Raw genomic sequence first — 11748 nt, forward strand, 5'->3', positions numbered from 1 at the left:
GCGGTGTACAAGCTCGCTTTCTTTGTGCCCGCAAGCCATGTGGAGACGGTGAAAACCGCCGTCTTCGCTGCTGGCGGCGGGCGCATAGGCAACTACGACAGCTGCGCCTGGCAAGTGCTGGGCCAGGGCCAATTCCGCGCGTTGGACGGCAGTCAGCCGTTTATCGGGCAGGTGGGCCAGGTTGAAGTGGTTGAAGAATGGAAGGTTGAGCTGGTGGTGGCGGATGAATTGATCGTGGCTGTAGTGGCTGCGCTCAAACTGAGTCACCCGTATGAGACACCGGCGTATGAGGTCTGGCAGCTGGCGGATTTTTGATGCGCTGGCTGTGAAAACAAGAAACCCGCTGGGCCAGTTTGGTCAGCGGGTTTTTTGTTGGCTGTGATGGCCTCTTCGCGAGCAAGCCCGCTCCCACATTTGACCGCATTGCCACGTCGGGCACCGATCAAACTGTGGGAGCGGGCTTGCTCGCGAAGGCGTCGGGACAGGCACCTCAGACCTTTCCCACATGCCTTTCAGGTTGTCCCTCGGAACTGGCCTCACTAATCTTCTCGGGTCGCTGCCAATGTGGCGACCAGGACTGCAAGCCTGAATTTCACCAGGAGCCTATTACGTCTGGAGCTTTATGATGATCAGCGAAAACTTGCGGTCTGGTTCAACCGTGTTTCAATCCGAATCCCAGCAGGTTGGTGATTCGCCCACCGATCAAATCTTCACCGTACTCCCCAACCTGAACAGCGAAACCCTCCTGGCCAATGCCTCCCAAGACCTGGCATCCGTGCAAGCACTGGCGGGCAATCTGGCGTTTGACATCGACGGCCCGCAGCGTGATGCGGTGCTGGGAATTCATCGGATGCTGGAGGGTATCCAGTTGATGGTGGATCGGGTGTTGGATTTAGTTGAGGTGCCTGAACCGAAGTAATCGGGCGCCTGTCGGGCCCAATCGCGGGCAAGCCCGCTCCCACATTTTTGAGCTGTGAATACAGTCAAATGTGGGAGCCGGGCTTGCCCGCGATGAGGCCAGAACAGCCGCTACAGCGCTAGACCCTGGCGCCGACCTCACGGCCACTGACCAACCGCTCCAGCGCCTCACTCAACCCTGAGGCCTTGTCACCAATCAACAAGTGCCAAACACCGCTATCCAACTGGCTCACGCCCTGGCAACCGAGCGCCGTCAGATCAGTCTCGGACAACACCGAATCATCCCCCAATTCCACCCGCAACCGGGTCATCGCCACGGCGTCCAGCTGGCGTACATTTTCGCGGCCACCCAAGGCCTTCAGCCATTTCTCGGCCTCCTGCACATTCACCGCAACCGGCTTATCCACAGGTGCAGCCGCCACGGGCGCATTGGCAACAAACGATGGCATGGCCAAGCGAATCTCGTCAGCGATGCTGTCGGCCATCGGCCCGACCACCACCTGCAAACTCCCGCCATTGCCCGGCCGAACCACGGCCATGGCGCCAAGTGCTTTCAAATCGGCGTCCACTGCTTTGTTGCGATCCACCATGTCCAACCGCAGGCGGGTGGTGCAGGCGCCGACACTCAGCAAATTCGCCGCACCGCCCAGCGCACGGATGTAGGCGCCGGCCCGTTGGTTATCACTCATCGCTTCGGCCTGCACCACCTGGATGTCTTCACGCCCCGGCGTCTTCAGGTTGAAGCGGCGAATGCAGTAGTTGAACACGCTGTAGTAGATCACCGCGTACGCCAGGCCGACCGGGAACACCAGCCAGCCGTTGGTGGACTTGCCCCAGCCCAGCACCATGTCGATAAACCCACCGGAGAAGGTAAAGCCGAGGTGGATATTCAGCATGTTGGTCACGGCCATCGACAGGCCGGTGAGTACCGCGTGAATCAGGTACAAAAACGGCGCGAGGAACATGAACGCGAACTCAATCGGCTCAGTCACGCCGGTCAAGAACGAGGTCAGCGCCATCGACAGGAAAATCCCGCCCATCACCTTGCGGCGCTCCGGCAGGGCGTTGCGGTACATCGCCAGGCACGCGGCGGGCAGGCCGAACAGCATCACCGGGAACATGCCGGTCATGAACTGGCCACCTTTGGGGTCGCCGGCAAAGTAGCGGGTCAGGTCGCCCGTGACGACGGCGCCGGTGGTCGGGTCGGTGAAGGTGCCGAACACGAACCACGCCATGTTGTTGAGGATATGGTGCAGGCCGGTGACGATCAGCAGGCGGTTGAACACGCCGAACACGAAGGCGCCAAAGCTGCCGCTTTCCATCAGCAGCACACCGAAACTGTTGATGCCGTGCTGGATCGGCGGCCAGATCAGGCCAAAGATCACGCCCAGGGCCACTGCCGAAAAGCCGGTGACAATCGGCACAAAACGTCGCCCGCCAAAGAAGGCCAGGTATTCGGGCAACTTGATGTCCTTGAAGCGGTTGTACAGCCCGCCCGCCATCAAGCCGCTGGCGATACCGGCGAGCATGCCCATGTTGATGGTGGTGTCCATCACCTTGAGCGTGGAAACCATCACCAGGTAACCAATCGCACCGGCCAGGCCCGCCGTGCCGTTATTGTCGCGGGCAAACCCCACAGCGATACCGATGGCGAAGATCAGCGCGAGGTTGGCGAAGATCGCCTGCCCGGCGTCGTGCATCACGGCGATGTTGAGCAGGTCGGTGTCGCCCAGGCGCAGCAAGAGGCCGGCGATCGGCAGGATCGCGATCGGCAGCATCAGCGCGCGGCCCAGGCGTTGTAAGCCTTCGATAAAATGTTGGTACATGGCGTGTCTCCCTTTTTCTTGTTGTTGTCAGCTCAGCGGCCAGTGGTGTTGGCAGGCTTGGCGAACCGCCTTGGCGCTGCTCAGGTCGAGCAGGCCAAGGCTCAGTTGCCGGCAGTGAGCCGCGTCCAGGTGACGGACGCGGTCCTTGATTTCTCCGATCTGTGGCGGGCTCACCGACAGCTCGCTGACGCCCAGGCCGACCAGCACTGGCGTGGCCAGCGGATCGGACGCGAGGGCACCGCAAACGCCGACCCAACGCCCATGCTTGGCGGCGCCCGCGCAGGTTTGCGCGATCAGGCGCAGCAGCGCCGGGTGCAAGGCATCGACCCGCGCGGCAAGGCCGGCGTGGTCGCGGTCCATGGCCAGGGTGTACTGGGACAGGTCATTGGTGCCGATGGAGAGGAAGTCGGCGTGCTGGGCCAACTGCTCGGCCATCAACGCGGCGGCGGGTACTTCGATCATCACGCCCAGCTCCGGGCGCTGAGTCAGCCCCAACTCGGCACACAACTCGTCCAGGCGCTGGCGGATCTGCAGCAGTTCATCCACTTCGCTGACCATCGGCAGCAGAATGCGGCACCGTGCCAGGGGGCTGACTTGCAGCAGCGCGCGCAGTTGCTGGTCGAGCAGTTCGGGCCGCACCTGGGCCATGCGGATACCGCGCAGGCCCAACACCGGGTTGGCCTCCACGGGCAGCGGCAGGTAGTCGAGCTGCTTGTCGCCGCCCACGTCGATGGTGCGGATGATCACCGACTTGTCGCCCATGGCATCCAGCACGGCTTGGTAGGCTTGGCGCTGCTCTTGTTCATCCGGCGCGGTGCGGCGATCGACGAAGAGGAATTCGGTGCGCAGCAGGCCGACGCCATCGGCGCCGTTTTCAAACGCCACGTGGGCCTCGGCGCTGGAGGCGACGTTGGCGGCCACTTCAATACACACGCCATCGCGGGTGTGCGCCGGTTCTTGTGCTTGTGTCTGTTGCTGCTGGCGGCGCAGTTTTTGCGCGTCGCGAATCTGGTGCACTTCAGCGTGACGCGCCTCGCTGGGCGTCAGTTCCAGGCGCCCATTGACCGCGTCGAGCACCACGCGTTGGCCTTGGGGCACATCAAGCACTGCTGCGCCCAGCGCCACCACGCAGGGCAAGCCTTTGCCGCGAGCCAAAATGGCCACGTGGGACGTAGCACCGCCTTCGGCCATGCAGATGCCGGCCGCGTGTTGCGCACTCAGTTGCAGCAGGTCGGACGGCGTCAGCTCGTGGGCGCTGACAATCGCCCCGGCAGGCAATTCGAAATGCCAGGTTTCGCCCAGCAGTGAACGCAGCACGCGTTGCTGCAAGTCGCGCAGGTCGTTGGCGCGCTCGGCGAACAGCGGTTTGCCCAACGCCAGCAACACCGCGCATTGCGCCTGGATTGCATCGCGCCAGGCGTGGGTGGCGGCGCTGCCTTGTTCGATGGCCGCGGTGGCCGCGTCCAGCAGGGCCGGGTCTTCCAGCAGGGCGAGGTGGGCGGCGAAGATCTCTTCTTCTTCGACGTTTTTGCGTTGGCGGGCGTGGTCCAGGGTCGTGCGGATCTCGCCACGCACTTGCTCAAGGGCCGTGTCCAAACGTTGCAGTTGTTCATCGGCCGAGTGATTGCCGGTGTCGGCCGGCAGTTCTATACCGGTGAGACGCAACAGCGGCCCGCAGACCAGGCCGGGTGCCGCGCACACGCCTTGCAACACACCGGCTTCGGTGTTCGCCTTGCGTGGGGCGACCGCCACGGGCGCGTGGTGTTCTTCGCTGACCGCCACCGACAGCGCCGCCACCAACGCCTGCAACGCCGCCTCGCAATCCTTGCCGCGGCAAGTGACGCGCACTTCGTCGCCTTCACCGATCCCCAGCCCCATCAAGCCAATCAGGCTGTCGCACGGCGCTGACTTGCCCGCGAAGTGCAAGTGCGCGTGGCTGCTGAAACCCTGTGCGGTTTTGCGGATCAATGCGGCAGGGCGCGCATGCAAACCGCCCCGGTGTGTAATGCGCACGCAGGCGCGGACTTCGGTGACCGAGTTATCCACAACCGCCTGCTGGGTGGTCGCTGAGCGCGTGACGATGTGCAGCAACGGCTCACCGACCTGGGTGATTTTTCCTGCCACCGGCCGCAGCTCAAAACGCTCGCCATTGGTCAGGATAATCAGGCTGACCAGGCTTTTGCACTGGCGCGCAATGCGGTCCAGATCAAACTGCACCAGCGCCTGGCCCTTGTTCACCCGTGCGCCTTCCTTGACCAGCAGCGCAAACCCTTCGCCATTGAGTTCCACCGTGTCGATGCCCACGTGCATCAGCACCTCGGCGCCGTTTTCGGCACGAATCGTCAGGGCATGCCCGGTGCGCGCGACATGGATGATCACCCCGTCACAGGGTGCGTGCAGGCAATCGTTCAGCGGGTCGATGGCGATACCGTCACCCATGGCACCACTGGCGAACACTTCGTCGGGCACCTCGCCCAGGGCGAGCACCGGGCCACTGAGTGGGGCGCTGAGGGTCAATTCATTATTGTTGTTGGACATGGGCACGGTACTCATCAGGAAAACACGACAATCGACTCAGTGAGTGCGGGTAACTTTGCTCAGGTGACGCGGCTGGTCGGGGTCCATGCCCCGGGCTTGCGCCAGGCCGGCGGCCATTACGTAGAAGCTTTGAATCGCCAGGATCGGGTCCAGGCTTGGGTGTTCGGCGCGGCTCAGGGTCAGGTCGCGCTCGGCGATATCGTCTGGCGCGGCCAGCAGCACGCGCGCGCCGCGCTGACGCATGTCGGCGGCCAGGCTCAGCAGCCCGGCCTGCTCGGCGCCACGTGGGGCGAATACCAGCAGTGGGTAGTTTTCGTCGATCAAGGCCATCGGCCCGTGGCGGACTTCAGCGCTGCTGAAGGCTTCGGCCTGGATCGCCGAGGTTTCCTTGAGCTTGAGCGCAGCTTCCTGGGCGATGGCAAAACCGGCGCCACGGCCGATCACCATCAATTGCTGGCAGCCACGCAGGGCCTCGATGGCGCTGCTCCAATCCTGTTTGGCCGCTGCACGCAGTTCATCGGGCAGCGCGCGGCAGGCTTGCAGCAAGGCGGCTTCCTGGTTCCAGTGGCCAATCAACTGCGCGCTGGCGCTGAGGGTGGCGATGAAGCTTTTGGTCGCGGCCACGCTGTGTTCCGGCCCGGCGCACAGCGGCAGGTGGAATTCGCAGGCGGCTTCCAGTGGCGAGTCTTCAGCGTTGACCAGCGAAATGCTCAGGGCACCGCGTTTGCGCAGCAGGCGCAGGCTGTTGACCAGGTCCGGGCTTTGCCCCGACTGCGAGAAACCGAATGCCACCTGACCGCTGACTTTCAATGGCGCCTGCAACAGGGTCACCACTGACATCGGCAGCGACGCCACCGGAATGCCCACATGCTGCATGGCCAGGTAGGCGAAGTAGCTCGCGGCGTGGTCCGAGCTGCCACGAGCAATGGTCATCGCCACTTGCGGCGGCTGGCGGCGCAGGCGACCGGCGATTTCCTCCAGCAGCGGGTCCAGGCGCTGCAGTTGCGCGGCCACGGCATCACAGGAGGCCAGGGCCTCTTCAAGCATTTTTGAAGTCAATGGTTTCTCCTTCGACCATTACGTCGGTGAGGTGCAGGGAGCGGTCCAGGCGTACGCAGTCGGCGAAGCTGCCGGGTTGCAGGCGGCCGCGTTCTTCCAGGCCCAGGTAATCCGCAGGAAATTGCGACAGGCGTTGTGAGGCTTCGCTGATGGGCAGGCCGATTTTCACCAGGTTGCGCAGCGCCTGGTCCATGGTCAGCGTGCTGCCGGCCAGGGTGCCGTCGGCCAGGCGCACGCCGCCCAGGCATTTGGTCACGGTGTGGCTGCCCAGCTTGTATTCGCCGTCGGGCATGCCGGCGGCGGCGGTGGAATCGGTGACGCAGTACAGGCACGGGATCGAGCGCAGGGCCACGCGCATGGCGCCGGGGTGTACGTGCAGCAGGTCGGGGATCAACTCGGCGTACTTGGCGTGGGCCAGGGCGGCGCCGACGATGCCCGGCTCGCGGTGGTGCAGCGGGCTCATGGCGTTGTACAAATGCGTGAAGCTGGTAGCGCCGGCGGCGAGGGCGGCGACGCCTTCTTCATAACTGCCCAATGTGTGGCCGATCTGCATGCGCACGCCGCGTTGGCTGAGGGCGCGGATCAGGCCGTCATGCCCGGCGATTTCCGGGGCGATGGTGATCACCCGGATCGGCGCCAGGCGCAGGTAGGCTTCCACTTCGGCCATCAGCGCGGTGTGGGCGAAGTTGGGTTGCGCGCCGAGTTTGCCCGGATTGATATAGGGGCCTTCCAGGTGCACCCCGAGTACGCGGGCGCTGCCGGTCGGGCGCTGCTCGCAGAAGCTGCCAAGCTCGCCGAGCACGCGGGAGATCTCGTTCACCGGCGCCGTCATGGTGGTGGCCAGCAGCGACGTCGTGCCAAAACGCACGTGGGTGCGGGTGATGGTCGCGAAGGCGTCTGCGCCTTCCATGATGTCTTTGCCGCCACCGCCGTGCACATGCAGGTCGATGAAACCCGGCAGCAAGTAGGGCAGGTCGTTGTCAGCCGGGTCGCACGGCGTGCCTTGGACGGCGACCACTTTGCCGTGTTCGTGCACCAGGCGGCCGCGAATCCAGCCGCTGGGCGTGAGGATGTTGTCTTCGGACATGGGCAGTTCTCTAAATGCGCAGTTCAGCGGAATAGTCATGGCGGCGCAGCTCTGCGACGAAGTCGTAGTAGTCGTTGCGGCAGTAGGTGTCGGTGATTTCAATCGGCGTGTTGTCGGCGGTGTAGCCGACCCGCGTCATCAGCAGCATGGCGGTGCCGGGGGCAATGCCCACCAGCTTGGCGAACTCATCCGAGGCGTTGATCGCCTGGATATGCTGCAAGGCGCGCACGATGGGCTTGCCGATGCTTTCCAGGTACTCGTACAGCGAATTGCCGATGGCCTGCGGATGCGGCAGCACCGAGGCGGGCATGGCGGTCATTTCAATTGCCATCACCGTGTCGTCGGCTTTACGCAGGCGTTTGAGGCGCGCGACTTTGTCGGTCGGCGACAGGCCCAGGCGGATCAGTTCTTCGTGGGTCGGCGGGGTGATGTCGCGTTCCAGCCACTGCGAAGTGGGTACAAAACCTTTCAGGCGCAGCATTTCGCTGAAGCCCGACAGGCGTGACAGCGGTTGTTCCAGACGCGGCGTGATAAAGGTGCCGGAGCCCTGGCTGCGACGGATCAGGCCTTGGGCAAACAACACTTCCAAGGCCTTGCGCGCGGTCACCCGCGAGATGCTCAGTTGCTCGCTGAGGGCGCGTTCCGACGGCAAGGCCTGCTCGGATTTCCACTGGCCGGCATGGATCGCCGCTTCAAGGTTACGGGCCAGTTGCAGGTACAGCGGCGTGGATTGTTTCTCGTCGGGGCGCAGCGTCTGGATGGGATTCATCTGTGAAGTTTCCGATGCGGTTATTGGAGTGTTGTCGCCCGGTAATGGCCGGAAATTAATACCACTTAAATACCATGTCAATGCAGTCAAAACGGTGCAGAACCCGGTTTCAGGGCGCTTTAAGGGTGCGTGGTATCAAGTGGTATTAGAGAGGTCTTTATCGCGCGCAGAACTGTGCAGCCCGGCGCGGTGAACTGGTATTCACCGGCAGGCGCTGCCAGGGGCAGGAATTATTTTCAGATTATTTTACGAACGGTACGAAATTACGGCCGAATCTCGATCATGGTGCCGTCTTTGACCAGGTTCCAGACTTCGCGCATGTCGACATTGCGCATGCCGATACAGCCATCGGTCCAGTCGAGGGTGTGGAACCATTGCTCCGGGTATTCTTCGGTGTCGGGCGTGCCGTGGATCATGATCATGCTGCCCGGTCTCACGCCTTCGCGGCGCGCGCGGGCAGAGTCGCTGATGTTCGGGTAGGAGATGTGCAGGGCCAGGTTGTAGCGGTCGCTGGTCTTGCGCCAGTCGATCCAGTAAAAACCTTCCGGCGTGCGGCGGTCACCCTCGAACTGCTTGGTGCCCTTGGGGTTTTTGCCCAGCGAGATACGGTAGGTTTTGAGCGGTTTGCCGTCGTTGATCAGTTGCAACTGGTGCGCGGACTTGAGCACCAGGATTTTCTCGACAGGTTTGCCGCCGAGGATTTCCACCGTGGAGGCCGAGGACAGGGTAGCGAACGACAGGCAGATGAAAGCGAGCAACCAACGCATTGAAACGGTTTCCCTTGTTAGACGGTGCTGCCTGAAGGTGTTATTTGGCCGGCCGCGTCATCGGCGGCACCGACTCGCTGCGTACCGGGAACCGTTGTTGCCGGCGGTCAGCGAAGAAGCATTCTAAGGTACGCCCGACCGTGCGGAAAGCCAGCTCTGACCAAGGGATATCGGCTTCATCGAACAGTTTCACCTCAAGGCTTTCGGGGCCTGCGGCAAAGTCCAGGTCGACCAGTTCGGCACGGTAGAAAATATGCACCTGGCTGATGTGCGGCACGTCGATCAGGGTGTAGATGCTCATGTTGCGCACGCGGGCGCAGGCTTCTTCCAGGGTTTCGCGCATGGCGGCCTGTTCCACGGTCTCGCCGTTTTCCATAAAGCCTGCGGGCAAGGTCCAGTAACCCAGGCGCGGCTCGATAGCGCGACGGCACAGCAGCACTTGATCGCCCCACACTGGCACGGTGCCGGCGACGATATTGGGGTTCTGGTAGTGAATGGTCGAGCAGTGATCACACACATAGCGCAGGCGTGTGTCGCCTTCGGGAATGCGCTGGGTAACCGGTTTACCGCACTGGCTGCAGAAGTTCATGCTGGGGTTCCTGGAGAGTGGGCCTATCTTGGCTTGGCGGGCAGGGCCCTGCAAGTTGTCGTTTCGCGACATGTGCCGGGTTTTGGGGTTGGGCACCCGCCCGCTTTGGTGCATGATGCAAGGTAGCCAACAGACCGAGATGACTCATGCTGGACGAGCTACTTCGCCGGGTAAGCAATCACACCCCTCACACACTGGAAACTGACGGGCGTTTCCCCGAGGCCGCCGTGTTGGTGCCGATTACCCGCAGTGACGAACCCGAGCTGATCCTGACCCTGCGCGCCAGCGGCCTGTCGACCCACGGCGGCGAAGTGGCGTTTCCGGGCGGGCGGCGTGACCCCGAAGACCCGGACCTGATCTTTACCGCGCTGCGCGAAGCCGAGGAAGAAATCGGCCTGCCGCCCGGCCTGGTGGAAGTCATCGGCCCGTTGAGCCCACTGATTTCCCTGCACGGTATCCGCGTGACGCCGTATGTCGGGGTTATTCCCGATTACGTTGAATACCTGGCCAATGATGCCGAGATCGCCGCCGTATTCAGCGTGCCTCTGGAGTTCTTCCGCCAGGACCCGCGCGAGCATACCCACCGTATCGATTATCAGGGCCGCAGTTGGTATGTGCCCAGCTATCGGTTTGGCGAATATAAAATCTGGGGGCTGACGGCAATCATGATTGTCGAGCTGATCAACCTGCTCTATGACGACGCGCAGATCAGCCTGCACCAGCCACCCAAGAGTTTCATCAATACCTGAGCCATCGCTTGAATGGCACCGCCGTGAGGACACACCATGAAATACCGCCTGGGCGACGCCCGCGTCGAGACTCATCCGCAAAGCTGGGTGGCGCCCAATGCCACGCTGGTCGGCAAGGTCAAGCTGGAGGAGGGCGCCAATGTGTGGTTCAACGCGGTGTTGCGTGGCGACAACGAACTGATCCTGATCGGCAAGAACAGCAACGTGCAGGACGGCAGCGTGATGCACACCGACATGGGCTACCCGCTGACCCTGGGCACCGGCGTGACCATCGGCCATAACGCCATGCTGCATGGCTGCACCGTCGGCGATTACAGCCTGATTGGCATCAACGCGGTGATCCTCAACGGCGCCAAAATCGGCAAGCATTGCATCATTGGCGCCAATTCGCTGATCGGCGAAGGCAAGGAAATTCCCGATGGCTCGCTGGTAATGGGCTCGCCGGGCAAAGTGGTGCGCGAGTTGACCGAAGCGCAGAAGCGCATGCTCGAAGCCAGCGCCGCGCACTATGTGCATAACGCGCAGCGCTATGCGCGGGACTTGGTTGAGCAGGAAGAATGAACCCGATTGAACGCCCTGTTGCCTCACCCTGCGTGAGCATTTGCGCGCTGGATGACGATGATATTTGCACAGGCTGCCAGCGCAACGTGGATGAGATTACGCGCTGGAGCCGCATGGACAATGCCGAACGCCGGGTGGTGTTGGGGTTGTGCCACGAGCGTGCGAAGGCGAGTGGGTTGGTGTGGATGATGCCGGGAAAATCCGGCGCCTGAGCCATCGCTATCGCAGGCAAGCCAGCTCCCACAATTGCTATGTGAATACTTTCAAAAATGTGGGAGCTGGCTTGCCTGCGATGAGGCCCTGCCAGACGACATCCCTGTAATTGTGTACCCTGTGCGGCATTACCCACAGGTCCATCTCCATGCTCTTCCTGATCGCCTACATCAGCAGCGTCGTGCTGATCAACTTCGCCTTTTCCACCGCTCCGCATCTGGACGTCATCTGGTCCGCCTGGGGCGGCCTGGTGTTTATCCTGCGCGACATGGTGCAAACCCGCTTCGGCCATGGCGCGATACTCGCCATGCTGGCGGCGCTGGTGCTGTCGTATATCACTTCCGACCCGTCCATCGCCCTGGCCAGCGCCACGGCATTTGCGGTGTCCGAATGCATTGACTGGCTGGTGTTCAGCATCACCAAGCGTCCACTGCACGATCGCCTGTGGATAAGTTCGGCGCTGAGTATTCCCCTCGATACCTTTATCTTCTTCGGCCTGATCGGCGCGCTGACGCCAGCGGTGGCGGGTACGGCGTTGGTGTCGAAATTCGCCGGAGTCACGGTGGTGTGGCTGATCATGGCCTGGCGCCTGCGCAAACGCGCCGTCGCCAACTGAGGCCAATTCTTGCAGTTCATGTAAAATGCCGGCCTTTCTCCCCATGATCCGCTTCC

The 11748-nt window shown here is 62.5% G+C and carries 13 protein-coding genes; 6 read left to right on the top strand and 7 right to left on the bottom strand.

Annotated elements, in window-relative coordinates; translation table 11 throughout:
* The first annotated feature begins 3 nt into the window (after positions 1–3).
* Positions 4–315 carry an NGG1p interacting factor NIF3 gene (locus AACV02_RS05260; RefSeq protein WP_106578295.1) on the top strand — a complete coding sequence of 104 codons (312 nt, stop codon included), beginning with the start codon at positions 4–6 and terminating at the stop codon, positions 313–315.
* Positions 316–625: 310 nt separating this feature from the next.
* Positions 626–919, top strand: a complete 294-nt coding sequence (locus tag AACV02_RS05265; RefSeq protein ID WP_250212170.1) for a DUF6124 family protein — start codon at positions 626–628, stop codon at positions 917–919.
* Between the two features lie 118 nt (positions 920–1037).
* Here AACV02_RS05265 and nagE read toward each other — a convergent pair whose 3' ends face one another.
* The 7 genes from nagE to AACV02_RS05300 form a co-directional block, all read right to left on the bottom strand.
* Positions 1038–2744, bottom strand: a complete 1707-nt coding sequence (gene nagE, locus AACV02_RS05270) for an N-acetylglucosamine-specific PTS transporter subunit IIBC (RefSeq protein WP_106578297.1) — start codon at positions 2742–2744, stop codon at positions 1038–1040.
* A 27-nt stretch (positions 2745–2771) separates the two neighbouring features.
* A complete protein-coding gene (ptsP, locus tag AACV02_RS05275; protein ID WP_119736855.1) occupies positions 2772–5282 on the bottom strand; it encodes a phosphoenolpyruvate--protein phosphotransferase in 2511 nt (836 codons plus the stop codon).
* 36 nt (positions 5283–5318) lie between these two features.
* Positions 5319–6341, bottom strand: coding sequence for an SIS domain-containing protein (locus tag AACV02_RS05280; protein ID WP_119736857.1), 1023 nt, complete (start codon positions 6339–6341; stop codon positions 5319–5321).
* Positions 6322–7428, bottom strand: a complete 1107-nt coding sequence (nagA, locus tag AACV02_RS05285) for an N-acetylglucosamine-6-phosphate deacetylase (protein ID WP_106578300.1) — start codon at positions 7426–7428, stop codon at positions 6322–6324. The genes AACV02_RS05280 and nagA overlap by 20 nt, the downstream gene beginning before the upstream one ends.
* A gap of 10 nt (positions 7429–7438) precedes the next feature.
* Positions 7439–8197 carry a GntR family transcriptional regulator gene (locus tag AACV02_RS05290; RefSeq protein ID WP_106578301.1) on the bottom strand — a complete coding sequence of 253 codons (759 nt, stop codon included), beginning with the start codon at positions 8195–8197 and terminating at the stop codon, positions 7439–7441.
* Positions 8198–8460: 263 nt separating this feature from the next.
* Positions 8461–8964, bottom strand: coding sequence for a L,D-transpeptidase family protein (locus AACV02_RS05295; RefSeq protein ID WP_106578302.1), 504 nt, complete (start codon positions 8962–8964; stop codon positions 8461–8463).
* A gap of 40 nt (positions 8965–9004) precedes the next feature.
* A complete protein-coding gene (locus tag AACV02_RS05300) occupies positions 9005–9553 on the bottom strand; it encodes an NUDIX hydrolase (RefSeq protein ID WP_106578303.1) in 549 nt (182 codons plus the stop codon).
* Between the two features lie 146 nt (positions 9554–9699).
* On the opposite strand from AACV02_RS05300, the gene AACV02_RS05305 reads away from it, so the two are divergent.
* The 4 genes from AACV02_RS05305 (at position 9700) to AACV02_RS05320 (ending at position 11692) form a co-directional block, all read left to right on the top strand.
* Complete coding sequence (locus AACV02_RS05305) at positions 9700–10302, top strand: CoA pyrophosphatase (RefSeq protein WP_060754282.1); 603 nt, start codon at positions 9700–9702, stop codon at positions 10300–10302.
* Between the two features lie 36 nt (positions 10303–10338).
* Complete coding sequence (locus tag AACV02_RS05310) at positions 10339–10863, top strand: gamma carbonic anhydrase family protein (protein ID WP_106578304.1); 525 nt, start codon at positions 10339–10341, stop codon at positions 10861–10863.
* On the top strand, positions 10860–11075 hold the full coding sequence (locus tag AACV02_RS05315; RefSeq protein WP_119736859.1) for a DUF1289 domain-containing protein: 216 nt from the start codon (positions 10860–10862) through the stop codon (positions 11073–11075). Before AACV02_RS05310 ends, AACV02_RS05315 begins: the two co-directional genes overlap by 4 nt.
* Positions 11076–11224: 149 nt before the next feature.
* The gene (locus AACV02_RS05320) at positions 11225–11692 is read left to right on the top strand and encodes a VUT family protein (protein ID WP_106578306.1); all 468 of its coding nucleotides are present in this window, start codon (positions 11225–11227) and stop codon (positions 11690–11692) included.
* Positions 11693–11748: the final 56 nt, after the last annotated feature.

Origin of the sequence: Pseudomonas sp. Larv2_ips, from assembly GCF_963879675.1 — a bacterium.
Taxonomy (GTDB): Bacteria; Pseudomonadota; Gammaproteobacteria; order Pseudomonadales; family Pseudomonadaceae; genus Aquipseudomonas.

Excerpts from the sequence above, each read along its gene's own strand:
- AACV02_RS05265 (WP_250212170.1), top strand. The coding sequence starts at position 626 with ATGATCAGCGAAAACTTGCGGTCTGGTTCAACCGTGTTTCAATCCGAA.
- nagE (WP_106578297.1), bottom strand. The coding sequence starts at position 2,744 with ATGTACCAACATTTTATCGAAGGCTTACAACGCCTGGGCCGCGCGCTG.
- ptsP (WP_119736855.1), bottom strand. The coding sequence starts at position 5,282 with ATGTCCAACAACAATAATGAATTGACCCTCAGCGCCCCACTCAGTGGC.
- nagA (WP_106578300.1), bottom strand. The coding sequence starts at position 7,428 with ATGTCCGAAGACAACATCCTCACGCCCAGCGGCTGGATTCGCGGCCGC.
- AACV02_RS05290 (WP_106578301.1), bottom strand. The coding sequence starts at position 8,197 with ATGAATCCCATCCAGACGCTGCGCCCCGACGAGAAACAATCCACGCCG.
- AACV02_RS05295 (WP_106578302.1), bottom strand. The coding sequence starts at position 8,964 with ATGCGTTGGTTGCTCGCTTTCATCTGCCTGTCGTTCGCTACCCTGTCC.
- AACV02_RS05300 (WP_106578303.1), bottom strand. The coding sequence starts at position 9,553 with ATGAACTTCTGCAGCCAGTGCGGTAAACCGGTTACCCAGCGCATTCCC.
- AACV02_RS05305 (WP_060754282.1), top strand. The coding sequence starts at position 9,700 with ATGCTGGACGAGCTACTTCGCCGGGTAAGCAATCACACCCCTCACACA.
- AACV02_RS05310 (WP_106578304.1), top strand. The coding sequence starts at position 10,339 with ATGAAATACCGCCTGGGCGACGCCCGCGTCGAGACTCATCCGCAAAGC.
- AACV02_RS05315 (WP_119736859.1), top strand. The coding sequence starts at position 10,860 with ATGAACCCGATTGAACGCCCTGTTGCCTCACCCTGCGTGAGCATTTGC.
- AACV02_RS05320 (WP_106578306.1), top strand. The coding sequence starts at position 11,225 with ATGCTCTTCCTGATCGCCTACATCAGCAGCGTCGTGCTGATCAACTTC.